The 26,706-nt window shown below is 36.8% G+C and carries 23 protein-coding genes; 8 read left to right on the top strand and 15 right to left on the bottom strand.

Annotated features, from left to right (window positions below):
• Positions 1 to 3: 3 nt before the first annotated feature.
• From LQV47_RS13115 to lpxB, 11 genes are all read right to left on the bottom strand, one after another.
• Complete coding sequence (locus LQV47_RS13115; protein ID WP_230037560.1) at positions 4 to 2,985, bottom strand: reprolysin-like metallopeptidase; 2,982 nt, start codon at positions 2,983 to 2,985, stop codon at positions 4 to 6.
• 303 nt (positions 2,986 to 3,288) lie between these two features.
• A complete protein-coding gene (locus LQV47_RS13110) occupies positions 3,289 to 3,948 on the bottom strand; it encodes a DUF6048 family protein (RefSeq protein WP_230037558.1) in 660 nt (219 codons plus the stop codon).
• Positions 3,914 to 4,366: a DUF6452 family protein gene (locus LQV47_RS13105; RefSeq protein ID WP_230037556.1), complete on the bottom strand. Its 453-nt coding sequence runs from the start codon at positions 4,364 to 4,366 to the stop codon at positions 3,914 to 3,916. Before LQV47_RS13105 ends, LQV47_RS13110 begins: the two co-directional genes overlap by 35 nt.
• Positions 4,367 to 4,421: 55 nt before the next feature.
• The gene (gene rlmD / locus LQV47_RS13100; protein WP_230037555.1) at positions 4,422 to 5,828 is read right to left on the bottom strand and encodes a 23S rRNA (uracil(1939)-C(5))-methyltransferase RlmD; all 1,407 of its coding nucleotides are present in this window, start codon (positions 5,826 to 5,828) and stop codon (positions 4,422 to 4,424) included.
• Between the two features lie 171 nt (positions 5,829 to 5,999).
• A complete protein-coding gene (locus LQV47_RS13095; RefSeq protein ID WP_230037553.1) occupies positions 6,000 to 7,544 on the bottom strand; it encodes a TlpA disulfide reductase family protein in 1,545 nt (514 codons plus the stop codon).
• A gap of 308 nt (positions 7,545 to 7,852) precedes the next feature.
• A complete protein-coding gene (locus LQV47_RS13090) occupies positions 7,853 to 8,620 on the bottom strand; it encodes a succinate dehydrogenase/fumarate reductase iron-sulfur subunit (protein ID WP_047488931.1) in 768 nt (255 codons plus the stop codon).
• Positions 8,621 to 8,644: 24 nt separating this feature from the next.
• The gene (locus LQV47_RS13085; protein WP_230037551.1) at positions 8,645 to 10,657 is read right to left on the bottom strand and encodes a fumarate reductase/succinate dehydrogenase flavoprotein subunit; all 2,013 of its coding nucleotides are present in this window, start codon (positions 10,655 to 10,657) and stop codon (positions 8,645 to 8,647) included.
• Between the two features lie 15 nt (positions 10,658 to 10,672).
• Positions 10,673 to 11,335 (bottom strand): succinate dehydrogenase cytochrome b subunit, encoded by a 663-nt coding sequence (locus LQV47_RS13080; RefSeq protein ID WP_047488924.1) that lies wholly within the window; start codon positions 11,333 to 11,335, stop codon positions 10,673 to 10,675.
• A gap of 146 nt (positions 11,336 to 11,481) precedes the next feature.
• Positions 11,482 to 13,254, bottom strand: a complete 1,773-nt coding sequence (locus LQV47_RS13075) for a ComEC/Rec2 family competence protein (RefSeq protein ID WP_230037549.1) — start codon at positions 13,252 to 13,254, stop codon at positions 11,482 to 11,484.
• A 149-nt stretch (positions 13,255 to 13,403) separates the two neighbouring features.
• On the bottom strand, positions 13,404 to 14,495 hold the full coding sequence (locus LQV47_RS13070) for a glycoside hydrolase family 99 protein (RefSeq protein ID WP_230037547.1): 1,092 nt from the start codon (positions 14,493 to 14,495) through the stop codon (positions 13,404 to 13,406).
• A 47-nt stretch (positions 14,496 to 14,542) separates the two neighbouring features.
• A complete protein-coding gene (gene lpxB, locus LQV47_RS13065) occupies positions 14,543 to 15,646 on the bottom strand; it encodes a lipid-A-disaccharide synthase (RefSeq protein WP_230037545.1) in 1,104 nt (367 codons plus the stop codon).
• Between the two features lie 161 nt (positions 15,647 to 15,807).
• On the opposite strand from lpxB, the gene LQV47_RS13060 reads away from it, so the two are divergent.
• The 3 genes from LQV47_RS13060 to LQV47_RS13050 all read left to right on the top strand — a co-directional run bounded on the left by LQV47_RS13060 (position 15,808) and on the right by LQV47_RS13050 (position 18,319).
• The gene (locus LQV47_RS13060; RefSeq protein WP_230037543.1) at positions 15,808 to 16,317 is read left to right on the top strand and encodes a DUF2480 family protein; all 510 of its coding nucleotides are present in this window, start codon (positions 15,808 to 15,810) and stop codon (positions 16,315 to 16,317) included.
• 2 nt (positions 16,318 to 16,319) lie between these two features.
• Positions 16,320 to 17,579 (top strand): DUF2723 domain-containing protein, encoded by a 1,260-nt coding sequence (locus LQV47_RS13055; protein WP_230037541.1) that lies wholly within the window; start codon positions 16,320 to 16,322, stop codon positions 17,577 to 17,579.
• A gap of 83 nt (positions 17,580 to 17,662) precedes the next feature.
• Positions 17,663 to 18,319, top strand: coding sequence for a DUF937 domain-containing protein (locus LQV47_RS13050; RefSeq protein ID WP_230037539.1), 657 nt, complete (start codon positions 17,663 to 17,665; stop codon positions 18,317 to 18,319).
• Positions 18,320 to 18,380: 61 nt separating this feature from the next.
• On the opposite strand, the gene LQV47_RS13045 is transcribed toward LQV47_RS13050, so the two are convergent.
• Both LQV47_RS13045 and LQV47_RS13040 read right to left on the bottom strand, forming a co-directional pair.
• Complete coding sequence (locus LQV47_RS13045) at positions 18,381 to 18,500, bottom strand: 30S ribosomal protein THX (protein WP_230037537.1); 120 nt, start codon at positions 18,498 to 18,500, stop codon at positions 18,381 to 18,383.
• 128 nt (positions 18,501 to 18,628) lie between these two features.
• The gene (locus LQV47_RS13040) at positions 18,629 to 20,023 is read right to left on the bottom strand and encodes an MATE family efflux transporter (protein ID WP_230037534.1); all 1,395 of its coding nucleotides are present in this window, start codon (positions 20,021 to 20,023) and stop codon (positions 18,629 to 18,631) included.
• A 235-nt stretch (positions 20,024 to 20,258) separates the two neighbouring features.
• Between LQV47_RS13040 and LQV47_RS13035 the strand changes: the two genes are divergently transcribed.
• The 3 genes from LQV47_RS13035 to LQV47_RS13025 all read left to right on the top strand — a co-directional run bounded on the left by LQV47_RS13035 (position 20,259) and on the right by LQV47_RS13025 (position 23,105).
• Positions 20,259 to 20,618: an ankyrin repeat domain-containing protein gene (locus LQV47_RS13035; RefSeq protein ID WP_230037533.1), complete on the top strand. Its 360-nt coding sequence runs from the start codon at positions 20,259 to 20,261 to the stop codon at positions 20,616 to 20,618.
• Between the two features lie 134 nt (positions 20,619 to 20,752).
• Positions 20,753 to 22,507 (top strand): aspartate--tRNA ligase, encoded by a 1,755-nt coding sequence (gene aspS, locus LQV47_RS13030; protein WP_230037531.1) that lies wholly within the window; start codon positions 20,753 to 20,755, stop codon positions 22,505 to 22,507.
• A 55-nt stretch (positions 22,508 to 22,562) separates the two neighbouring features.
• Positions 22,563 to 23,105 carry a hypothetical protein gene (locus LQV47_RS13025; RefSeq protein WP_230037515.1) on the top strand — a complete coding sequence of 181 codons (543 nt, stop codon included), beginning with the start codon at positions 22,563 to 22,565 and terminating at the stop codon, positions 23,103 to 23,105.
• Between the two features lie 34 nt (positions 23,106 to 23,139).
• Here the strand turns inward: LQV47_RS13025 and LQV47_RS13020 are convergent, their stop codons facing one another.
• Together LQV47_RS13020 and LQV47_RS13015 are read right to left on the bottom strand one after the other, a co-directional pair.
• The gene (locus LQV47_RS13020) at positions 23,140 to 24,408 is read right to left on the bottom strand and encodes an adenylosuccinate synthase (protein WP_230037514.1); all 1,269 of its coding nucleotides are present in this window, start codon (positions 24,406 to 24,408) and stop codon (positions 23,140 to 23,142) included.
• 189 nt (positions 24,409 to 24,597) lie between these two features.
• The gene (locus LQV47_RS13015) at positions 24,598 to 25,167 is read right to left on the bottom strand and encodes a Crp/Fnr family transcriptional regulator (protein WP_230037513.1); all 570 of its coding nucleotides are present in this window, start codon (positions 25,165 to 25,167) and stop codon (positions 24,598 to 24,600) included.
• A 142-nt stretch (positions 25,168 to 25,309) separates the two neighbouring features.
• Here LQV47_RS13015 and LQV47_RS13010 point away from each other — a divergent pair, with 142 nt between their 5' ends.
• Both LQV47_RS13010 and LQV47_RS13005 read left to right on the top strand, forming a co-directional pair.
• Positions 25,310 to 26,095: a Ku protein gene (locus tag LQV47_RS13010; protein WP_230037512.1), complete on the top strand. Its 786-nt coding sequence runs from the start codon at positions 25,310 to 25,312 to the stop codon at positions 26,093 to 26,095.
• A complete protein-coding gene (locus LQV47_RS13005; protein ID WP_230037511.1) occupies positions 26,095 to 26,700 on the top strand; it encodes a DNA polymerase ligase N-terminal domain-containing protein in 606 nt (201 codons plus the stop codon). The genes LQV47_RS13010 and LQV47_RS13005 overlap by 1 nt, the downstream gene beginning before the upstream one ends.
• The last annotated feature ends 6 nt before the right edge of the window (positions 26,701 to 26,706 follow it).

Raw genomic sequence — 26,706 nt, 5'->3', positions numbered from 1 at the left:
ATATTACTTTTTGATAAACTTAGATCTAAACTGATCCTGACCTTTATCTTCAATTGTAATTACATATCCACCTTTAATTAATGCTGAAACATTAATTTTTCCACTGTTGATATTTCCGCTGTCTATCAGTTGACCCGCTGCACTGTAAATTTTGTAAGCTGCTTTATCTGAAACTTTAGTTACATTTAAAACATCATTTACAGGATTTGGATAGATTTGAATACCATCGTTTTTAATACCGGTCTCAGAAGTTCCAAGATTGGTTGCAATAATTACATTATAGTCTTCAACTTCTCCATTAGGGAAATCTCCACATGCAAAATCATCAGGAAGACTCTCGCCAATATAATCCGGATTTATTAACACTGTAACAATTCTCATCCTTACCGGGGTATTAGTTACCGCAGTAGATGGCACTGTAAATGTTGCTGTATTAGGAGTAGTTCCAAGTATCAAAGAAGTTATTGGCATATCAAGAACCCTTTCAGTGTCTTCAAATAGTCCATTTTTATTATAATCAATCCATGCAGCCATTCCATTCACTAATGCACCTGCATTATTTGTAGTAAGAGAAACATTAATGGTATTCGAGCTGTTTACTAACAAAACAGGCTGTAATGCTGTATTGTTTGTGAAATTAGAGTATGTTGTTCCTCCGGTTGTATTGTTTACTGTTCCCAGCGTTACATTGGAGATATAGTTATACTGTCCACTGCTGCTTGCTGATGGACAATACGTTGTACATGCAGATGAGAAAGCAGTTGTTGCAGAATAAGGGCCCGTTACCCCTCCACAGATAGCAGCTACCTGAACCTGATATGCCGTACAGTCTGTTAATCCTGATAATGTTGCGGAGTTCGTATTACTGTCCGGAAGCTGAGTCCATGGAGTAGCAGATGCCAATCTATATCTTACAGCATAAGAAGCAGCTCCTGCAACAGGGCTCCAGGAAACAGAAGCACCATTCAGTGTAATATTTTGAGCTACCAAACCAATAGGAGCGCCACCACATGCTACCTGGTTGGTTACAGGAATTTTCTTAAGAGTATAGAAAACGTTTCCAATAGAAGAAACTCTTACCACAATAGTTTGTCCGTTTAAAGACGAAGGTATTGTAAAAGATTCTGAACCGTCATTAGGAGTTGAAGCAGAAAGAACTGTCCAGTTTACTCCATTATCTGTAGAATAGTCAATTTTAACATTAGCAACGTTATAAGGAGCTGATGATGTATTGGCAACATCCCAAGTTAAATCTGAAGGTGCATTGGCAAAAAGGAAATTCTGAGTAATCTGGAATGGCCCGTCATTTCCAACTGTAATAGTCTGTTGTGCAGAATTAGTCTGCTGCTGTGTTACATCAGCATTGTTATCTCTGGCTGTAATGGCAAATTTAGAAGTTCTGGCTACCTGTGAAGTAGATTCCCAAGTATTTAATGAATTATCTAAAGCTCCTGCAAGTACTGAAGAGAACTTAGGGAAATATCTGGTTGGAGTAGTAGAAGGAGAAAGCGATCTGAACGATGCTCCATAGGTTGTTTGTCCCAAGTTATTTTTATCAATAGTCTGGGCAGCAGTCATACCACTATCCATCTCTTCCCATGTATATGTCATTGGATCCCCGTCAGCATCCGTAACGTTAGCTGTAAGTACAAATGCTGTTTTCTTAGGAATTGTATAAGGTGAAAGCGCTGCGATTACAGGAGTATTATTCGCAACACTGGTTTCAACGTCACACGTTTTACTGATTAGGTTGGTTTGAATCTGGCCAATACTTGCTCTGTGGAAATAAGGATCAGAATGCGCCTGTACATCTGTAGTTGCTCCTGTAATCCCTGCATATCCCATAATAGTAGATCCTGATCCCGGCTCAACATTTACCCCAGATCCTTCAATCCCATGAGAGAATGTATGATTACCACCCAACTGGTGTCCCATTTCGTGAGCTACATAATCTATATCAAAATTATTACCCATTGGAATACCATCTGCAGGAGATGTAAATCCTGACCCTTTTGCTTTAGAAGTTGGAGTAGCAGGATCTATACATACGCAACCGATACATCCGGCATTTCCACCACCACCGGTAGCTCCAAATAAATGTCCGATATCATAGTTTTCATTTCCTACCTCACTGGTAAGCGTTTGCTGTAGCTGAACGTTCCAGTTGTTCATTTGTGCAGCCGGAGAATATGGATCTGTTGCAGCATTCGTATAAATCAAACTTGGATAAGCCTGTAGATTTAAATGCAGTGCAAAATCTTTTTCAAAAACAGCATTCACACGGGTAAGGGTAGCGTTAACCTGTGCTAATGCACCCGGAACTCCTCCAAAATAGGCCGTATACTCAGAAGTAGTTGAGATTGCTACTCTCATTGTACGGTATTTTCTGTCAGAATTTTTATTGAAAGCCCCTGGATTGTGGGCAAATGATTTTCCGCTATTGTATAAATTCTCAAGGTCTTTTACAGCACCTGGTTCTTCCATTGTGCTACATACAAAAGGCTTGTCTCCTGTTTTGTTCTTTTTAAGCTGTAGAGAATATATTCCGTTTGCTTTGTCAACAGGTTCAACGAACTCATAATTTCCATCTTTAAATAACATAGACTGGAAATCATTTGGAGCTACAGAGAATCTGATTTGCTGAGTAGGGTCCTCAACAGAAGTTCCTATGTATGAACCAAGCTCATACTGATCTGCAAGTTCTTTTACAACCACAGGAAAACTGTACACATTAAATCTCTCGATTTTACCACTTAAGGTTGGGATGGAAATAACAACAGGCCTAGCATTAGCTCCCATTTCCTGAGCACCTTTTAACTGAGCTCTTAGCTGATTCAAGTCCAATTTGAAATTAGATCCTACGTTAGTGGCCTTCATATCCACTGCTCTTTTTTTGCTGTCTACCTTAATAGTAGCGGGCGTCCACTGTCCGAACGCTGTCCCCCCTACTAAAGCACACATCAAAGTAGTAAGTAGTCTTTTCATAAAAAGTTAATTATATTTTTTTCCAAATATAATTATTTTATACTACTAATTATTAAATTTTAATCATTATTTAAAACAAATACCATAATCAAAAGTAAAATACGTTATAATAACACAAAAATAATTTAAATATTTAGTTTTATAATATAGACAAAAAATAAAAATTTTCACAATAAACATAGTACTTCGACCGAATATATTATCGTGATATCATAATTCACTTCTTCTTAAAATTAATCCGGGCACAGTCTATTTTACTGCCTGATAAAATGTAATCACAAAAAAAGGAGCTTAACGCTCCTTTTAAAATTTGTATGCTATATTCCAGGCAAATCCCATATTGAATTTAGAAGAACTTCTTCCAAATCCGGGGATAATCATGGGGGATATATCGTCCTGTTTTGTAGTATATACTAAATAGCGGGGCTGCAGATTCACATCAATATAGAAATTAGACTCAAAGAGCTGTACCCTGCCTCCCAATGTTCCTTCCAGCCAGAAAGAAGACTGTGATGAAGAAGGAAACGCTACTGAAGAACTACTTCCCCCAAATCCACGCACCGGTATGGCCATATATTCCTGTTTATAAAATGATCCGCCTACTTTTCCTCCCGCATAGAAGCCGTTAAATTCGTTTTCTGCATCTTTCGCCAACATATAAAATGCACCCAATTTCACAAAGGGACCATTTACTTTAGCATCATATCCATTTTTCTGATATATATTTTTCTCAAATCCTGCTTCAGCAACAGCATGAACATTACCTCTTACTTTTGAAGAAATAAATCCCTGATATAATTTTCTGTCCGAAAAGAAAGCAGCCCCTGTATTCAGAACATCAAAACCAATCATAAAATTAGGTTCGTATTTTAGGGGTTCCTTCTTTGTCTCTTTCTTATCCTGTGCCCAACTCAGTATTCCTAGTATACTAAAAAAGAAGGTAAAGATTAGTCTTGTCTTCATTCTCTATTTGATTTTGTCCGGCTTCCAGATTTTGAACAGGATTGGGAGTTATTAATTCTGAGGTTAAATTCTCATATGCTTTTTTGATCCCACATCCTGGAGATACATAGGTAGATTGGGTCGTATATTTGATCCTAACTTTAGATTCCGCTCCTTTGGCAGATACCTTAAAATACACATCCGTATAAGGAGAATCATCTACTCTCAATGGAATAAGCCTTGATTCTATTTTTGTCTGCCATCCCAGATCTACTTTACCGGATCCATAGTCTACAGCCACACTTAGGGAATCTAATGTTCTTGCTTTTCCAGATTCCATCGACTTAAATGCCACCTTCATTCTTGGTGTCCCCTCTCCGCTTTCACAGATATCATCATCTCCACCACAGGACCAAAGCATTGTCAGAAAACAGGTCATTATGAGAATTTTAAAATACTTCATATTAAGATTTGAGATTCAAATTTAAATAAATTTATTTTTTAACCAATAAAGCAATGTTTTCCACATGATGAGTTTGTGGGAACATATCTACCGGTAATATTTTCACCAACGTATAATGATCTTTCATCAGTGCAAGATCCCTCGCCTGTGTTGCTGAATTACAGCTTACATAGACTACTTTTTCCGGGGCAAGCTTTAAGATTTGCTCTACTACTTTCTGATGCATTCCATCTCTTGGCGGATCCGTGATTAAAACATCTGCTTTAGGATGATTTTCCATAAATTCATCATTAAAAACATTTTTCATATCACCACAATAGAAGGTACAGTTGGTAAGGCCATTTAATTCAGCATGCTCTATGGCCGCATCTATAGCTTCCTGCACAGATTCTATTCCTATAACCTGTTTTGCATTTCTTGCTACATACTGTGCTATAGTCCCTGTTCCTGTATAAAGGTCATAAACCACTTCATGCCCTTTCAGATCAGCAAATTCCAATGTTTTTCTATATAGCTCTAAAGCCTGTTTATAGTTGGTTTGAAAAAATGATTTCGGCCCGATCTTAAACTTCAGCCCGTCCATTTCTTCCATCAGATATCCCTCTCCGAAATAAACATTGATATTTAAATCATAGATTGAATCATTCTGTTTTGGATTAATAGCATATACCAGAGTTTTGATCTGCGGAAACTTCTCCAATAAAAATTCAAAAAGCTTTTCTCTGTTTTCTTTTTCTTCTCTGTAAAGCTGGAATAATACCATCCATTCCCCTTTAGAGTTTTGTCTCATCATTAAGATTCTTAAGAAACCTTCCTGATTTCTCACATCAAAGAAATCCAGTCCGTTATTGACACCATATTGTTTTACGGCAAGTCTTATTGCATTGGAAGGATCTTCCTGAAGAAAACATTCTTTAAGATCGAGAATTTTACTCCACATCCCCGGAATATGGAAGCCCAGGGTATCTTTACTGCCAAAATTTTCTTCAGAGCTTATTTCATACTGAGTAAGCCATCTCGCATTGGAGAAAGAAAACTCCATTTTATTTCTGTAAAAATACTGTTCTTCAGCACCTAAGATCGGAACGGTTTCAAAGTCGTCAATACCCCCGATTCTTTTAATATTATTATATACTTCTTCCTGCTTGAAGTCCAGTTGTTTTTCGTAGCTCATATTCTGCCACTTACATCCCCCACATGTTCCAAAATGAATACATTTAGGTTCTACTCTGAAGGCTGAAGGCTCCACCACTTCTACAGTTTCTGCCTCATAGTATTTGGACTTGGATTTTTTCACTCTTGCATTGACTACATCTCCCGGGACCGCTCCTGAGACCAATACTGTTTTTCCTTCTTCCGTTTTTCCAATCGCGACACCTTTTGCCCCTGCTCCGAATAACTTAATATTTTCAAGAATTATATCTTTCTTCTTTTTCATCCGTAAACTCAATTTCTTTTAATAGCAGGACGAAACCGGAAGGCTTCATTCCTACATCTCTATTTCTATTTTTTCTAATACAGCCGAAAGAAACTTCCGGTTTAATTCTGCAAAAATACAATAAAAAAAAACCTTATCCGAAGATAAGGTTTCCATCTATGTTAAAGTTTATTATTTCGTCTGAGCTGGCTGTGGATTTGCCGGCTGTGGAGACTGTTGCTGTGCAGACGGATCCACTTGCAATCCTTCTGGCATTTGTTGTGGAGCCTGATCTACTCTTGGCGCTGCAAGACCTGTCAATTTATCCAAAATAGTTACCAATTCCTGCTCTCCCAGGTTTACAAAAGATCTGCTGGCAATTTTACCATCTTTGTCTATGATTACAAAACAAGGTAACTTAAATCCATATACGCCATATTTTTTAGCGATCTCAGATTCCATTCCTTTTTCTCCGTAAACATTTACTCCCTGAATACCTTTCAATAGAGAATTGCTGGTTTTTACAAACTGATCTTTTGTATCATCTACATTCACAAATACAAAGTTCATTTTAGATTTATAAAAATTTACAACTTCTTTCAGTACAGGTACTGTAGCTTCGCTGATGTAAGGATTCCATGATGCATAAAAGAATAGCATATAAGGTTTTCCTTTATTTTCAGAAAGTTTATAAGACTTTCCGTCCTGTTTTACCAAAGGAGCTTCAGGAGCAGCATCTCCAATTTTAAGTCCTGTAATAGCCATCTGCATTTTAAGAAGATCACTTTTAATGGTAGCATCTTTAATATCTGAATCAATAATTTTTTTGATTTTATCGATTCTCTTGGCAGGAGTCGTCGGATGAATATCAGTCTGAGCCATTACAAAAGCTAAAAGGTAGTCTTTTGCAGTCTGAGAGATATCCTTTTTAGTCTTCAGATACTGAGCAAACAATTCTGAAGTGGTAATATCAGTTTTTCCTTTACTGTTAGCTTCCGCATACTTTTGGAAATCAGGTGTCATTTTTACAAGTAAATACTGTCTGTAAAGCGGTATTGTTTTTACCATTGCTTCTTTATCATCTTCTAGCTTTACTTCATAGTCTTTAAAAGCCTTTGAAGCTTTATATGACATATTCCCAGCCATTGGACCATGTGACATTTCGTAATTAGCCAATAAATTAAGGATCGTTACTTTAATATCATTTTTCTTCCAGGTGATAAGCCCTTTACTAGGATTATTTTTCTTAGCCAGGTCATCTACATTTTTGTTGATATCAGCTTCTACTTTATGGATTCCTTTCAAAAATGAAGCTTCATCACCAGCCATTAATTGGTTTAGGTTTAGCTTACTTCCATACTCACCTAAAAATTTTTGGGTAGCCTGAAGAAAATCATTGTTCTTTTTAGCATCTCCGGTTATAACAAATTCATTTGGGAAAGTCATTCCATTTCCTGAGATATTTACATTTTGTCCTCCTTCAAGATAGATCAGGTTTTGTCTGTTAGCATAATTAATAACATACATTCCATCTTTAGGAGCTTCGAAGCTTCCTGAAAAATTTCCGTCTTTATCTAAACCTATATTAATTAAAGGTAGGGTTCCTACTCCTGAAGCTTCTACAAATTCAATTCTCTCTAATGGAGCACCACCGGTAATTTTCCCTTTTACTTCTACTTTTTTTGAACAAGACATCACGAAAATCGCGATGATAAACAATAAAAGATATTTTTTCATTTCAATTTTTAAATTTTACACAAAAATACGCTTTTTAAGGCTTCTTAATTAACACTACTATTTTTTTTTAGAAATTTTCTTACGCCCTATAAAAACAGGCTTTTCAGATTCTGTTTCAGGCACAATTAATCTCTTTACAATGTCTCAGAATTGTTTATTAAGCAATTCTATTACCCACCAAATATAGACTTATTAAACAAAGAATACCAAAGCATATTAATAAGTTAACAAACTTTAACAGCAGAAATATCCGGCATAAAAAAAGTCGTCCCCGGATGGAGACGACTTTTTATGTATTTGAATCAATTCTATCCCTGGTCTACAAGAGCAGCCATATATTCTCTGTTCATTCTTGCGATATTCTCAAGAGAAATACCTTTAGGACATTCTATTTCACATGCTCCGGTATTTGAACAGTTTCCGAACCCTTCTTCATCCATAGCTTTCACCATGTTCAGCACTCTTCTTTTCGCTTCTACTCTACCTTGAGGAAGTAAAGCAAACTGAGAGACTTTAGCTCCCACGAATAACATTGCAGATCCGTTTTTACATGTTGCTACACAAGCTCCACATCCGATACAGGCAGCAGCATCCATAGCTCTGTCTGCATCTTCTTTAGGAACCGGAATAGCATTCGCATCCAATGTATTTCCTGAAGTATTTACAGAAACGAAACCACCTGCAGCCATTACTCTGTCAAATGCACTTCTGTCTACCATTAAGTCTTTAATAACCGGGAAAGCAGCACTTCTCCACGGTTCAATAACGATGGTCTCACCGTCTTTGAACATTCTCATGTGAAGCTGGCAGGTAGTGATCCCCGTGTCCGGGCCGTGTGCTCTACCATTGATGTAAAGAGAACACATTCCGCAGATCCCCTCACGACAGTCGTGGTCAAAAGCGATCGGCTCTTTTCCTTCGTTAATTAAATTTTCGTTCAGGATGTCCAGCATCTCCAGAAATGAAGAATCTGTGGAAACATCTGATATTTTATAGGTCTCAAACTGACCTTTAGTTTTACTATTTTTTTGTCTCCAAATTTTCAGCGTAAGATGTAAGCCTTTTTTTGCACTCATAATTTTTTATTTATAGGTTGGAGATTATTTGTAACTTCTAGTTTTAACCTCGATGTTGTCATATATCAGATCTTCTTTATGCAACACTTCCGCGTTGATATCTTCTCCCTGATATTCCCAAGCTCCGACGTATTTGTAATTTACGTCATCTCTTTCCGCCTCTCCATCTGGAGTTGAGTGATCCTCACGGAAATGTCCACCACAAGATTCATTTCTGTGTAGTGCATCGATAGCCATTAATTGTCCTAATTCAAGGAAGTCTGCTACTCTGAATGCTTTTTCAAGCTCAGTGTTCATCCCTTCTCCTTCACCAGGAACTTTTACATTTTTCCAGAAGTCTTTTCTTACTTCTTCAATTTCTTTGATTGCTTCTCTTAATCCTTCAGGAGTTCTTCCCATACCTACTTTATTCCACATAATGTGTCCTAATTGTTTATGGAAGTGATCTACTGAATGCGTTCCTTTATTGTTCAGGAAGAAATTAATTTTCTCTTTAATTCCCTTTTCAGCTTCATCAAATGCTCCTGAATTGGTAGGAATTTCTCCTGTTCTGATATCTGCAGAAAGATAATCTGCAATAGTATAAGGAAGCACGAAATATCCATCAGCAAGACCCTGCATCAAAGCAGAAGCTCCCAGTCTGTTGGCTCCGTGGTCAGAGAAGTTAGCTTCACCGATTACGAAACATCCAGGAATGGTAGACTGAAGGTTATAATCAACCCAAACACCTCCCATTGTATAGTGAACTGCCGGATAAATTTTCATTGGAGTTTTGTAAGGATCATCAGCCGTAATCTTTTCATACATTACGAATAGGTTACCGTATTTCTCCTCAACCCAGCTTTTACCCAAATCATAAAGCTGCTGGTCAGTTGGGTTATGAATATGTTTTTCGATAGCGGCTTCTTTACCTTTCTTCATGATTTCTGTGGAGAAATCCAGGTAAACACCTTCTTTAGTATCATTGTTTTCGATTCCGAAACCGGCATCACATCTTTCCTTAGCCGCTCTTGACGCAACGTCTCTAGGCACAAGGTTACCGAATGCAGGGTATCTTCTTTCCAAATAATAATCTCTATCTTCTTCTTTAATATTTTCAGGTCTTAATTTACCTTCTCTGATCGCTACTGAATCTTCAAGTTTTTTAGGAACCCAGATTCTTCCGGAGTTTCTTAATGATTCAGACATCAACGTCAGTTTAGACTGCTGTGTTCCGTGAACAGGAATACAAGTCGGGTGAATCTGTACATAACAAGGGTTTGCAAAGTAAGCTCCTTTTTTGTGGATCTTCCATGCTGCAGAAACGTTTGATCCCATCGCGTTGGTAGAAAGGAAATATACGTTTCCGTAACCTCCTGAAGCAATTACTACAGCGTGTGCAGAATGTCTTTCAACTTCACCTGTTACCAGGTTTCTTGCAATGATACCTCTTGCTTTTCCGTCAACAATAACAAGGTCCAGCATTTCATGACGGTTGTACATTTTAATTCTTCCTTTACCGATCTGACGGCTCATTGCAGAATATGCACCCAATAACAACTGTTGTCCCGTCTGCCCTTTTGCATAGAAGGTTCTTTTTACCTGAACCCCACCAAATGAACGGTTATCTAACTGGCCACCGTAGTCTCTACCAAAAGGAACTCCCTGAGAAACACACTGGTCAATAATATTTGCAGAAACTTCAGCTAATCTGTAAACGTTAGCTTCTCTTGCTCTATAGTCACCCCCTTTGATTGTATCATAGAACAATCTATAGGTAGAGTCACCATCACCCTGATAGTTTTTAGCAGCATTGATCCCTCCCTGAGCCGCAATAGAGTGCGCTCTTCTTGGAGAATCCTGATAGCAGAATGCTTTCACATTGTACCCTTGCTCAGCTAAAGTAGCAGCAGCAGAGCCTCCTGCCAAACCTGTACCTACAACAATAATATCAATCTTATCTCTGTTGTTTGGTGCAACAAGGTTCATATGGTCTTTATGATTTTTCCACTTGTCTTTAAGAGGACCCGCTGGAATTCTTGAATCTAATTTACTCATACTAGTATATTGATATTATTGAGTTATAAAATGAAAAACAGCCACTAAAATAAACCCTGCAGGAATAAGGATTGAATACCATTTCCCGAAAGCTTTAATCACCGGCGTATACTTTGGATGTCTTGCTCCTACAGACTGGAATGAAGACTGAAATCCGTGAGCTAAGTGTAATCCTAATAGTACAAAAGAGATCACATACAGAGCCACTCTCCAAAGGTCAGCAAACTTCTCATGAAGTTCAGGCCAGAAACGTTCTGCATCAGGAGCTATTCCTTCCACATACTTGTAATTAATTTCATGAAGCCAGAAATCATACAAGTGAAGCGCCAGGAAAGCTAAAATAACAGCACCGGAAATAATCATATTTCTGGACATCCATGAAGAATTCACAGAAGCATTGTTTGCTGCGTACTTTACCGGACGCGCTTTATTATTCTTAATTTCCAGTACAAACCCCATCGCAAAATGGAAAATTACTGCAAAACCAAGAATAGGCTGCATTAAGAACTGCACAAAAGGATTATAGCCCATAAAGTCAGATGCCGTGTTAAAGGCGTCCTTATTAAGAACTGATAACAAATTGGTCGTCAAATGCAGTATAAGAAAAATCAGCAAAAACATAGCTGATAATGCCATAGCATATTTTCTACCTATCGTAGAACTCGTTAAACCTGCCATATAAGTTTAAATTTGAATTTCCCACAAAATTAAGGAATGTTAACAATATTGAAAAGTGAGAAATCTCACATATAACCAGTTTGTAATCTTTCTAAATAAGAGCACGCAACGATAAACAGAGCATAATGAAACATGAAGACACCATCCTATTTTATTTCATAAATATGATCCTGAAAAACGATTTTCCGGACAGATGGAGGCAGGCTTTTTATCTCAAAATGTACGATCCTCCTTGATGAACAGTAAGGATTGATAAAATATCGGATCACCTTTTCCTGATCAGATATATCCGAAATCCAAAAACAGGCCTTATTTCCATTCTTCACCAGAAACACTTTATTAGTATTAAAATCGTGAAACAACACTTCTTCTCTCTGGTTTTCAAACACATTGCTCCCCGTTCTTATTATGAAAAAGACGAAAACAGACATTGAAAGCCTCATCAAACTTTTAAAATTACAATGTAAAATCACAGCTCTTAGCAAGTATACTACTCCCAACATTGATACTACTTCCATCAGATTCACCGGTATATTTTCAAAAAACAATACATCTACTTCTGCAAACCAATGGATCACCTTTAGTAACAGCAATATACCATTGTCATACACCGTATTAATGAACATAAAATCAACCTTAAAAGCAATAAGAACCGTCATTAAAAATGAAAATACAATAATGACTTCCGAAAAAGGAACAATAATAAAATTGGCAATGACCGAAATAAGGGAAAACTGATGAAAATAATATAAAACCAAAGGAAGTGTGGCAAGCTGTGCAGCAATAGAAATTGTAACCGTATTAAAAATTAGTTTTTTCCAATATTGATCCTGCTTTGGAAATCTATTCAAAAGAGGCTGATTTAACCAAAAAATTCCTAAAACAGCCAAAAAGCTAAGCTGAAATCCTATATCGAAAAACTGCCGGGTATCAAAAACAAGAATAATAAATGCCGATAACCCCAATGCATGCAGCAGATCCGGTTTTCTCTGAAGCAAAACGTACATAAAATATATCGTCAGCATCATACAGGACCGTAAAACAGAGTTTCCAAAGCCTATAAAGCCTGCAAAAAGCCAGATAAAAACCAAACTGAAAATGATAGCATATCTTCTTAAACGCAAAGGTATACACCGGACCTGTAAAAAATAAAACATCCCAAAGATCACCACAATATGAGTTCCTGAAATAGCCAGTAAATGAATCAGACCGGACCTGTTGAAATCCCGGACTGTTTCGGCATCAATTTCTGTGCGGTCTGCAAGGATAATCCCTTTTAAAAAAGTTTTTGCTTTTTCAGACATTCCGGTGTTATCAATTCTTTGTAGGATCTCGAGTCTCTGCTGCTTTACTCTATCAAAAAAACTTACGCCTTTTTTTTCAGCTGAAGAAATACCTTTTGAAAGATAGCACTGATATTCAATATTTTTCCGCTTGAGATACCGTGCGTAATTGAACTGAAAATCATACTTCGGAGGTTTTATTCTTGCCAGGTAAGCTTCAGCTTTGTAATAATGTTTAAAATCAAGCTCGTGAGTGTCTTTTGGAATATATAAAATGGTATTGAAGCTGTTTTTTCCCACCATGGCTACTCCTTCATACTTTTTATACTTCGTTGTTGTATTTAATTTCTGGGAAATATTGAAAATAACGGTTTCCTTTTCCCTGACAGTTAATTCTGTAACAGAAGAAAAGGTATTGAAAAAATGAAAAATGATTCCCAGTCCAAAAAACAGCAAGCACAGCAAAACCGGTTTAGATTTGTTCAAAAAATAGGAATAAAAAAACAGGGAAATTAAAATTCCAACGCAAAGAACAATGCCGTAATAAACTGCAATACTGCCTAACGGAAAATTATCCTGAAAAAGAATTCCAAGGATAAAACATAATGTTACAATGAGAAGAGGCTGTTTGTTCACATTTTTCAATCAATTGTATTACCAAAGTAGGGAATTAAATCAATTGAACATCAACTCTGTGATCACTGAAAAACGCTCTATATCTCATTAAAGAGATTAACAGAGCGCTTGTTTTTTTGCTATAAAACCGTCTTTATATAAAAAGTTTTTTATTTTTCTTTTAAAAATTTATCCGTTAAACGCTTTGTTTCCTTAATGTACAACCATGGATCTTTACCATAATCTTCATATTTGAAATTTCCGGTCTTTTTAGGAATCGCAGGTTCTATTTGTGTGCCTTCATGCCACTCGTTAAAAGATGTAATTCCTATCAACTCAGGCTTTACTTTTATGGCAGCATCAAACATATTTTCATAATATTTTCCATTTCCACGGCTTTTAAAATTAGCTTCATTCCATGGTCTTATTCTGGTGTCAGAATATCCCGGTCCTACACAGGGTATAAAAATCAGCTTATGGTCTTTGGCAAATCTGGAAAGAAAATCCCAGTTTGAAGTAGTGCTTCCATATACAAAACCTTCACTCGCAAAGTAAGTATAAAAACCATCAAATCCGGAAGTTTCAAAAAAAGCAGCATCCTTTTCCTCTACCCATAACCCAATATAAAGAGCATCAAGATCCGTATCACGTACTGTTTTTTCTCCATTCTTAGAAAGAAGCTTTGCCCATTCTTCCGGAGCTATTTTATAACTGTCATAAACGTAAAACATCGGTTTACCGTCTTTTTTATAAAAGGCATGATGGGGAGAATAGGTTTCAACAAGGTACGAAAGCTGATCTCTGAGCTCCGTAATTGTTTTATAAAACGGCTCTATGTGAAATGCTATTTTCAGATTAAAACGATCTGCAATGTCTAAATATTTTGAGACACTTTTATCGGTAAAAGAATCCTTACCCAACCAACTGATAACCACAACACCAGCACCGGATTCTTTGATCATTTTCATATGTTTCTCAATGATCTTGACATCATTAGAGCTGTAGTTTCCTAAAGCAGGATAAAAATTGGCTCCAATATCATCACCTCCTTTATAATGTCCCAGATTATTCCATTTGGGGTTACTCCAATGAGGGATAATTTCATGGTTCCAATGCTGAAGGCCACCATCTGCTGCCTGATTTCCATACCAGCCATAATAGAATATCTGAACTTTATCTCTTGGAATATTCTCCTGAGCAAAGCTTTTTGAGAACAAAAATGTACATACAAAAAGTAAGAAAAAGTTTTTAAAATGATTCATTTTCACAAAGTAATTTAAATTCTCAAAAGAATTCGTTATATGAAGTTTCAGATTTTCAAAATCACCTCAGCCGCATGGTCACTGGCTCCTTTACCTCCTAGCTTTTCTCTTAAAAGACTATAATCATTCAGGACCTGCTCTCTCTTTTCTCCTTCTAAAACTTTGGTAAGTTCGTCCACCAGATTTTTAGTGTTCAGGTCATTTTGGATCAGTTCTTTTACCACTTCCCTGTCCATAATCAGGTTGACTAAAGAAATGTAATTGATATTTTTCACTAATCTTTTGGCGATGGCATAAGAAATTGTACTGCCCCGGTAGCAGACTACTTCAGGAATATTCAGCAGGGCTGTTTCCAGGGTAGCCGTTCCGGAAGTTACAAGAGCTGCTTTTGAACACCTCAATACGTCATAAGTTCTGTTAGAGACAAAATGAACATTGTCATCCACATATTTTTGATAAAACTCTTTCGGAAGACTTGGCGCTCCGGCGATCACAAACTGGTAGTTTTTGAAATGAGGTCTTACTGAAAGCATTATTTCAAGCATTTTTTCCACCTCTTGTTTTCTGGAACCCGGCAGAAGGGCTATAATTTCTTTGTCATTCAGTCCGTTTTCCTTCTTAAACTGTTCAGTACTGATTTCTTTAAGATCGGAAATAGCATCAAGCAAAGGATGTCCTACAAAATGGGAATGAACACCATGTTTTCTGTAAAAATCCTCTTCAAACGGAAGAATAACCATCATTTCATCTACATATTTTTTGATGGTTTCCACACGACCTTCCTTCCAGGCCCAAAGTTGTGGAGAAATATAATAGATCACTTTGATTCCCAATTCCTTGGCAAATCTGGCAATTCTTAAATTGAAACCTGGATAGTCTACCAATATTAAAACATCCGGTCTGTTGTTTCTGATATCTTCTTTGCAGAATGCAATATTATTCAGGATGGTCCTTAAATTCATAACCACCTCCAGGAAGCCCATAAAAGCAAGATCACGGTAATGTTTAACCAGTGTTCCACCCTGAGCTTCCATCAGATCTCCGCCCCAAAACCGAAATTCCGCATCCGGATCTTTTTGTTTTAAAGCTTTCATCAAATTGCTCCCATGCAGATCACCGGAAGCTTCTCCTGCAATAATGTAATATTTCATTTCTTCCGAAATCTTTATTATTTGTTTTTTTAATACCTCACGACACCCCTTCCATTATCGGATCATTATGAATCATGGGCGGTTTCTATGGTAAGGATAGAGAACAAATTAAAATATATATTGATCTTAATTTGTAAATTTGTTCAAAGATAATGATAAAAATGTCAGAAGAATTTGAAATCCGAAATAAAGTTGCGGAAAGCGGCCTTGTCAATTTTGACCTTAGTACCTTGGTTCCAAAAGGACAGAGAAAGGGCATTGACCTTAAAGATTTTTTGTTCCAGGAAATGATCCTGAAAGAAAAAGATTTCCGTGAAAAAGTAGAACTCATCAATGTTGAAGAATACAAGGATGCTTATATTTACATCTATAATTCTGTAGATACAATTATTCCTCTCTGGGCTTATTTTGTATTGACAGCCAGGATTACAGATGTTGCTAAAAAAATAGTTTTCGGGAACCGTGAGGACCTGGAAGTAATTCTGATGCACAATGCTATTCAGACTTATGATTTTGAGGATATGAGAGGAAAAAGAGTCTTAGTAAAAGGATGCTCAGATAAAGAAATTCCGGAAAATGCCTATATCGAGCTGGTAGAGCAGCTAAAACCACTTGTAAAATCACTGATGTTTGGAGAAGCATGCTCTAATGTCCCTATTGTAAAGAACTAAGCATGAATAAATATTTATCTGCAGGTTTTATATTTTTCATTTTTTTACTTATTTACTATCTCGGCAGTTTTACGAGAATACCTTTTGCTGATGCTATTGGTTTTGTTCTTCCTGTAGAACAGGGTGATTTTGAGACAACGGCTACGGCTACCACTCATTTTCTCTATCTCAATACCGCTATTTTCATTAAGAATATTACAGGGCTTAATGCTATAGAAGCCAGCCGGCTTTTAATTATTACTTCAGGAGCACTTACTGTTTCAGTGATCTATCTTACCGTAAAAAGTATTACAAAACTGGAATGGGCTTCTGTTGCGGCGGCATTTATTTTTGGTTTTAGTTTTACGTTTTGGAAAAATGCAGAAATTGTAGAGGTGTATACCTATAATTCACTGTGGCTAAGTCTTTTCTTTTTCTCCCTGGTCAAAAGTTTTATAGAGCAAAAGAACGTACACATCATTTTAGCGGGATTCTTTTTTGCTATCAGCCTTTGGGTGCATATTCAGAATATCCTGCTTATTCCTGCTTTTATATTATTTCTCTATTATTTCAGAAAAGAAAGTAAGTATGTTTATTCATCTTTATTGATTTTTTTACTGATTTTCGGCTCCATTACCGTTCTGAATGTTTCTCAGGGGCTATCTTTAAGTTCACCTTATTTTTCTGAACGTGGCGATTGGCTTTCCAATTCATTTAAAAAAACTTTTATAGAATACCTTCAGGACCTCATCAAGTCTGTAGTCTACATCGTTTATAATTTTAATGTGTTTGCACTTTTCGGTATTGCCGGGATCTATTTTTTATACCGGTCAAATAAGAAAATGTTTTTTGTTTTCTTTACTGCGTCGCTATGCGTGTATGGTTTTGCAACATTTTATGCTGTCACGGATAATTACGTTTTCTTTATCCCTTTCAACATGATTTTTGCATTATCCATAGGCTATGGATTATCTCAGGTACAATATCCGTGGGTGAAAAAACTTTCATGGGTATGTCTTTTCATTCCTCTTTTCTATGTAGTAGCTCTTCAGATTGTTTCATCAACTGAAAAAGGACAGGATTTTGGTAACTATAAAAACTATAAAGGCGGACTGAAATATTATATGTTTCCATGGATGAATAATAATGTGGGGATTCTGGAATTCACAATAGATCGGAGAAAAGCTCCCGACATCATGTTCTGGATGACCGAAGAAGCCGAAATATATATTGAGCTTCTAAAAAGCAAAGGTTTTACTGAAAAAGAGATCAGAAAACTTTAACAATAATTATGACCTTAAGAAATTTTATGAACCATATTTTTTGATAACTTTGAGATAGTTAATACTTTAAACAAACACAAAAAATGAGCTTAATCGACCTACTTACAGGGAACACCAGCAACCAGGTTGCTGAACAGGCTGAAAACAAATTTGGAATCAGCAAAAATCAGGTCATCGCCTTATTGGCAGTAGCCACTCCTCTTATCATTTCTTATTTAAGAAATAAATCTCAGGATGCTAAGGAAGCGGAAGCTTTAAACAATGCTCTTGATAAAGATCATAATGGTAGTATTTTAGATGATGCCTCACAGGTTGAAGCAAGACAGGCTGAAGGTGGGTCTATTCTTGATCACATTTTTGGAGGACAAAAAAGTACTGTAGAAAATCAGCTTTCCCAAAATACTGGAATTTCAATAGACAAACTGGGACCAATCCTGGCAATGCTAGCTCCTGTAGTAATGGGATATATTGGCCAACAAAAGCAACAAAACAATGTAGGTGCCGGAGGTTTAGGTGATCTTCTGGGTGGAATTCTTGGAAATGCATCCAACCAGGCGCAGACTCAGCAATCAAGTCCTTTAAATGACATTCTTGGCAGCGTACTGGGGAATGGCGGACAATCTCAATCATCAGGAAATCCATTGAATGATATACTGGGAAGTGTACTTGGTGGCGGAGGTAATAACCAACAACAGCAAGGAGGCCTGGGAAGTATTCTTGGAAATATTTTTGGAAAATAATTAGTTTAATTTGTTATAAAAAAAGACCGGAGATTAATTTCTCCGGTCTTTTTTACTTATACTATTTCTTAGCTTTTTCTTCAGAGGCTACAATAGATCTTGAAGCTTTCCTAGGTCTCTTTTTCCCATAACTTCCTGAATTAATTTTACCTCTTCTAGATTTTTTGTCTCCTTTTCCCATAGTATTAAATATTTGTTGTTCTACGAATATAGGGAATATACTATTAAATTCCAATCGGTTACAATGTTAAAAACTGATAAAACCGGATTTCGCTCAATCCAAAATCCAGCTATATTCCTTCATGTTTATTATACTTTAACGTTTTTCCATTTTCCTCTTCTAAATAAAATAAAGGCTACAATGGTAATAAGCGTTTCTGCTGCCGGAATTGAAATAAAAACTCCTTTTGGTCCCAATCCAAAATGCTTGGCAAGAAAATAAGCCAAAGGAATCTGAAACAGCCAGAATCCAAAAAGATTAACCCATGTGGGTGTCCAGGTATCTCCGGCTCCATTAAAGGCATTGATCATCACCATACCTATTCCGTAAAAAATAAATCCTATACTCATAATGTGAAGGGCATTCTTTGCAAATTCCATGATCTCGGTTTCCTGAGTAAAGAAACTCACCAAAAAATTACCCATTAAAAGGAATATCAAGCTGACGGCTAACATGAAAATTACATTATACTTCACCGTTTTCATGACCGCCTGCTCTGCTCTTACCATTTCATTGGCTCCCATATTTTGCCCTACCAGAGTAGAAGCAGCATTACTTAGCCCCCAGGCCGGAAGCATAAAAAACATCATCAGCCTTAGTGCTGTCTGATAGCCTGCGGAAGCATTTTCCCCTCCCGTGGTGGCTACCAGCTCTGCAAGAAAAATCCAGCTGCATGAAGCAATCACAAATTGAAAAATTCCGGGTGTTGCAATCTTTATAATAGATTTTATAGAAGCCAGATCCGGTTTAAAATAATGCATCCTAATCCTGATCTGGGTGTCTGCAATCAAAAGATGATACAGCTGGTACAGTACTCCGATACTTCGCCCTATTGTTGTGGCTAATGCAGCTCCGGTAAGTCCCATTGCCGGAACCGGTCCCAATCCCTTAATTAAAATAGGACAAAGGATAATATTGGCTATATTTGCGATCCATAAACTTTTCATGGCAATCATAGCATTTCCTGCCCCTCTGAAAATCCCGTTAATTAAAAACAAGAGCATAATGACTGTACTGCTTCCCATCATAATTCTCGTAAAGTCTTTACCATAAGCAGCTGCTTCAGGTTTCGAGCCCATCAGGATTAAAATTTCTTCTGCATAGATAACACCTAGCAGGCTTAAAACAAATGTTATAACAAACGAAACCAATAAAACCTGTGCAGCACTTCTGGAAGCCTGCTCCGGATTTTTTTCTCCAATTCGTCTCGCCACCAGTGCTGTTGCTGCCATACTCATTCCGATAGCAATAGAATACATTACAGAAAGTACAGATTCTGTAAGGCCTACCGTCTGAATGGCAAAACCGCTCTCTTTCAAATGTCCGACAAAATACAGATCAACTAAAGCGAATACAGATTCCATTGCCATTTCCAGCATCATAGGTATCGCTAAAAAAAGCACAGCACTTCTTATACTCACTTTCGTATAGTCTACTTCTTCTCCGCTAAGGGCTTTTTTTATGAAATTGATATATTTTGTCATTATATTTTGGGTTTACCTGACAAAAATATCAATTCAAAAACAATTAAGACTTAGCATAGGGAAAGTTTTCTTTTTATTCAACATTTCCAGATGACAATAAAGAAAGGTTTTTTTTACATAAATATTTTTATTATTTTCTAATCAATACGCTATATAAGACAGTATAATTATTAATAAAACTTAGCAATTGATAATAAAATTTAGTTAGATTTGTATATTCTTAAAAATAGTTCTTATGAAAAAAATAATCTCTACACTCTTTCTATTTGGAATATCATTATCTGCAGGTATGCTTTCTGCACAACAACTTTCCCAAGCGAAAATGAGAGCAATCAATTCTGATAATATAGCTGCATTTAAAAAACAGTTTGCTCCCGGAGATTACAATAAGTGTTTTACAATTGGCCAAGAAGCATATAGCCCACTTGGATTCAGTTCATTATATGGAAGCAGAACTCTTGTCAAGTTTCTACTGGACAATAAAGTAAATATCAATAAGAAATGTAAAGACAAAACTCCACTGGAATTAGCAGAAATAGGAAAAACTGAAGAAACAGCCAAACTCCTGATAGAGCATGGGGCAGTAAAAAATTAACATTCATTAAAAATATACAAGACTTCCGAAAGGAAGTTTTTTTGTTTATAAAACCTGTAAAAACCTTATCTTTGCCCTCGAAAAAAACAAGGTTCGGATAGGAACCTTAAACATTGAACTTTAAACAAATAATTATGTTTCGATCACACACCAATGGAGAACTATCTCTAAAAAATCTGAATGAACAAGTTACACTATCAGGATGGGTACAGACTATCCGTGATAAAGGATTTATGATTTGGATAGATCTTCGAGATCGTTACGGCATTACTCAGCTGGTTTTTGACCAGGATCGCTCTTCAGCACAATTAATGGAAGAAGCTAAGAAATTAGGCCGCGAATTTGTAATTCAGGTTTCCGGAAAAGTCATTGAAAGGGTAAGTAAGAATCCCAATATTCCAACAGGAGAAATTGAACTTTTAGTAGAAACGCTGACGATTCTTAATAATTCACAACTTCCGCCTTTTACGATTGAAGATGAAACAGATGGTGGGGAAGAGTTAAGAATGAAATACCGTTATCTTGATATCAGAAGAAATCCGGTAAAAGAAAAGCTGATCTTCCGTCACAAAATGGCACAGAAAGTAAGAAATTATTTATCTGATGAAGGTTTTATTGAAGTGGAAACTCCTGTTTTAATTAAATCTACGCCGGAAGGAGCCAGAGACTTTGTGGTTCCAAGCAGAATGAATCCGGGGCAGTTTTATGCATTACCACAGTCTCCACAAACTTTCAAACAGCTTTTGATGATAGGTGGAATGGATAAATATTTCCAGATTGTAAAATGTTTCCGTGACGAGGATTTAAGAGCAGACAGACAGCCGGAATTTACACAGATAGACTGCGAAATGGCTTTCGTAGAACAGGAAGACATAATGAATGTTTTTGAAGGAATGACTAAAACTCTTATAAAAGATATTACCGGTCAGGAATTTGGAAATTTCCCAAGAATGACTTTCGCAGATGCGATGAGAAAATATGGAAACGACAAACCGGACATCCGTTTCGGGATGGAGTTTGTAGAGCTTAATGAGCTGGTAAAAGGAAAAGATTTCAAAATATTTGATGAAGCTGAGCTGGTTGTGGGAATTAATGTAGAAGGATGTGCAGACTATACAAGAAAACAGATTGATGAGCTTGTAGACTGGGTAAAGCGTCCACAGGTTGGTGCTTCAGGAATGGTGTGGGCAAAATTCCAGAATGATGGTGTGAAGACCTCATCCGTGAACAAATTCTACAATGAGGAAGATCTTGCGAAGATCATTGAAAAGTTCGGAGCTAAGGAAGGGGACTTAATGTTAATCCTTTCCGGAAATGAAAATAAAGTAAGAGCGCAACTTTCTGCTTTAAGAATGGAGCTTGGAAACCGTTTAGGGTTAAGAAAAGGAAATGTATTTGCTCCTCTTTGGGTGGTTGACTTCCCTCTATTGGAATGGGATGAAGACACTGAAAGATTCCATGCAATGCACCATCCGTTTACCTCTCCAAAACCGGAAGATATCCACTTATTGGAAACTGATCCTGGTAAAGCAAGAGCCAATGCTTATGACATGGTATTGAACGGAAATGAAATCGGGGGTGGATCAATCAGAATTTTTGACAGAGATTTACAGTCTAAAATGTTTGATCTGTTAGGGTTCACAAAAGAAGAAGCTGAAGCTCAGTTTGGATTCCTGATGAACGCATTCAAGTACGGAGCACCTCCACATGGTGGCCTGGCATTCGGATTTGACCGTTTAGTGGCTATCCTTGACGGAAATGAGGTGATCAGAGATTATATCGCCTTTCCTAAGAATAACTCAGGACGTGATGTGATGATAGACGCACCGGCGTCCATTGCTGATGCACAGCTCGATGAGCTTGAAATTAAATTGAATTTAAAAGCATAAATATAAAGCGGGGTAAATGCCCCGCTTTTTTTATCTCGTACAAAGACTCATAATAATGAAAGAAACTCTTAGCTATAACACACCTAATTCTGAAGAAATTCTACAACAAATTAATCAGTATGAATTCGTAAGAATTTGGAAAAAAAACTTATCTAAAAATAACAGGAATCTTATCTGGGGAATTTTCTTCACAATATTGGCTTCATTTATGCTCTTCCGCAAAGATTTTTTCGGATTCCTATTTCTTGGTTTTGGTTTGTTTTATATTTTCTCGTGTATCAACTATATTGTAACGTACCGGAAACACAAAAAGACTTTCAGCCAAATATTAGATAAAGAAACGAAGGATCTTAATCTAAATTCCAAAGATGTACTATGGGAATTTACTGAAACATATTTCAGATTTCAAAATTATAAAGCTGAATTTATATTCAACTGGGAAATGATAACCTATTGCATTCTGGATGACCAATATATTTATATAACATCAAATCCTTATCAACTGAATTTCATTTTAGATAAATCAAATATTCCCGAAAATAATTATGATAGAACCATTAGCTATCTCAGGGATAAGTCAAAATTACAAACACTTTGAAAATCATTGCATTAAATTAAGATCTTAGTCCAGTTTATTTCATTTTCAAAATCTGCTCTCTTCCCGGGCCTATAGAAAGATACGCTACCGGAATACCCAATTCTGCCTCTAAAAACGATACAAAATCATTTAATTCTTTGGGCAGTTCGGAGGTATTTTGCATATTGTGAAAATCTGCATTCCATCCTTCCATCCATTTCAGTACCGGTTTTGCATTATCCGGAAGTATTGCGGAAACCTTTTCTGTTGTTCCGTCTTCCAGTTCATAGTGTGTACAAATAGCTACTGATTTTAATCCGCTTAAAACATCAGCTTTCGTCAACACCAGTTGGGTAACTCCATTGATCATTACAGCATATTGTAAAGCAGGTAAATCTAGCCAGCCAATTCTGCGTGGCCTTCCTGTATTAGAACCGAATTCATTTCCTTTTATCCTGATCTCTTCCCCCAATTCATCAAAAAGCTCTGTAGGAAACATTCCATTTCCTACCCTTGTACAGTAGGCTTTTGCAATCCCATAGATCTCCCCCATTTTTTTCGGTGAAATACCTAATCCGCTGCAGGCTCCCGCCGCCGTAGTAGACGAAGAGGTTACGTATGGATAAGTACCGTGATCGATATCCAGCATGGATGCCTGAGACCCTTCTGCCAATACACTTTTCCCTTCATTTAAAGCGGTATTTAAATAGATTTCAGTTTCTGTACAGTTGAATCTCTTAAGAAAATCTACCGCTTCAAAGAACTCTTTGCTCATCTCCTCAAAAGAAGGTAAAACCATCCCATTGCCTGTCAGCATTTTATAGTCTCTCTCTAAAATATGTATTATTCTCGTTTGGAAATCTGATGAAAACACATCCCCAACCCTAAGATTTTGTCTTAGTATTTTATTGGAATAAGCCTGCGCAATTCCATTTTTTGTTGTACCTATCGTGGTATATTCCGGGCTTTCCTCCATAAAAATATCCAGAAATTTATGAGTGGGTAATACCAAATGAGCTTTTCTGGAAATAATTATATTTTTTTCCGGCTGTAAGGTTTGGTCAAATACCTGAAGATTCAGTATTTCTTTTTTAAAACTTACAGGATCCAGAACGGTTCCAGTTCCAATAACATTCTGTACTGTTTTCATAAAGATCCCCGAAGGAATCATTTTAAGGGTAATTCTTTTTCCGTTTCGCTGTATGCTGTGTCCAGCATTGGAACCTCCATTAAAACGTGCTGTAATATCATAGTTTTCACTGATAAGGTCAATAAACTTTCCCTTTCCTTCATCACCCCACTGTAATCCTAATACAATATCCATATTTTTAATTTTATACTGCAAAATTAGACCAGCCGGACAGCAAGGCCATTGTCATTTGGCAAAAAGCGTGGATTTTAAATTGTATAATGTATAATGTACGTCTGTTTTAAATAAAGTCTAGTGATTGATCATTGTAGGAGACGACCTATATTCTGCTTCCTATGGAAATAGGTATTATCTGCTTAAATACTATAAAATATTTCTTCTGATCCGGCTTAAGGAAGAGGGTGTAATCCCGAGGTAAGAAGCCAGCATAGATTGAGGAACTCTGTTAGCCAGGCCGGGATAATGGTTTAAAAAATGAATGTAGCGGGCTTTGGCATCCTGGTTCAGCATGATACTCGCTACCTTAAGTTTATTTTCCGCTACAAAGACATGAATTCTCGCAAATAGGACAGGCCATATTGCAATTTCTTTTTCCAGGATTTTAAAATGATCCCAATCAATAACAAACAGTACAGCATCGGTTACCGCTTCAATATATTCGTGAGAAGAAACCTGGTCTGTAAAACCCTGGAAATCTCCAATGAACCGTCCTTCATAGATAAAATACCGGGTAAAATCATCACCCTGCTTATTATAATACAAAGACCTGAAGACTCCTTCCTTCACAAAAGCAATCTTTTTACTTACTTTTCCTGCTTCTACAAAACTGTCACCTTTCTTTACGGTAATCTCCTGGACTCCTTCAGCGATGAGAAGTTCTTCCTGATCACTCAGTACGCCAAATTTTTTGATGTAATTAAAAAGTTCATCCATGATTATTTGCCCACAAATTGGAAAATATAAAGGTATAAAAGTATATCTGTAAAACAATTGTCATTGACAAAAAGCATACAAACACATACCACATGAGCTTTCAACGGCATATTAATTGCTTGATTTTTAAAAACGTAAGACAATGAAAGCAATTTGGAATGGCGCCATTGGATTCGGTTTAGTAAACATCCCCGTTAAGATTTACTCTGCCACGGAAACCAGCAAATTGGACCTTGATATGCTCGATAAATCTGATTTTTCCAATATTAGATTTAAAAGAGTGAACGAAAATACGGGAAAAGAAGTCAAATGGGAAAATATTGTCAAAGGCTATCTCATGGATGACAAATACATCATTCTGGATGAAGAAGATTATGAAGCTGCAAGTCCCGAAAAGACAAAAATACTTTCTATTGACCAGTTTGTAAAGGAAGTGGAAGTAGACAGTGTCTATTTTGAAACTCCCTATTATCTGGAACCTCAGAAAAATGGTGAAAATGCATACAGGTTATTGCTAAAAGCACTTGAAGAAACAAAAATGGTCGGAATAGGAACTTTCGTTCTCCGCGAAAGCGAAACAATCGGAATGATACGCCCATATAATGATGATATTCTGGTTCTGAACCGCCTGAGATTCGATCAGGAGATAAGAAGCTATTCCGATTTAAAAATTCCTGCTCTTAAAGCTCCGAAACCAGCAGAGCTAAAAATGGCGGTAAGCCTTATCAAACAGCTTTCACAGGATTTTGATCCTGCTATGTATAAAGATACGTATTCTGATGATCTGATGAAGATTATTAAACAGAAAGCGAAAGGTAAAAATATAAAAGCTCACAAAGCTCAGCCTGCTAAAGAAGGTAAAGTGATTGACCTGATGGCCCAATTGAAAGCCAGTCTGAATAATTCTAAATCTAAATCTGCATCATAATGGCTCTCAAAGATTATCATAAAAAACGAAAGTTCGATGAAACCAGTGAACCTAAGGGAAAAACAAAGAAGAGCAAAAACAAATTGATTTTTGTGATTCAGAGACATGCAGCAACAAGGCTTCACTATGATTTCCGGTTGGAGATGGAAGGGGTTTTGAAAAGCTGGGCGGTGCCTAAAGGCCCATCATTAGATCCACAAGATAAGCGCCTGGCGATGATGGTGGAAGATCATCCTTATGACTACAAAGATTTTGAAGGAAATATTCCCGAAGGAAATTACGGAGCAGGGCAAGTGGAAGTATGGGACAGCGGAACTTATGAACCTTTGGAAGAAAACACTAAGCTTTCTGACGAAAAGGAACTGTTGAAAGAACTCCATTCCGGGTCATTAAAGTTTATCTTACACGGTAAAAAACTGAAAGGTGAGTTTGCTTTGGTTAAGATGAAAAATGCAGAAAATAATGCATGGCTATTAATTAAACATAAAGACGAATTTGCTGAAAGTCCTTATGATGCCGAAGAAAATACTTCCTCAAAATCTTTAGTCACCCAATTTTTAGAGGAAAAAAAAAGCCTGAAAATAAACGCAAAAAAGAAGTCATAACTTCAG

Source organism: Chryseobacterium sp. Bi04, assembly GCF_918698085.1.
In the GTDB taxonomy this organism is placed as follows: domain Bacteria; phylum Bacteroidota; class Bacteroidia; order Flavobacteriales; family Weeksellaceae; genus Chryseobacterium.
This window is presented reverse-complemented; position numbering and strand designations above follow the sequence as displayed.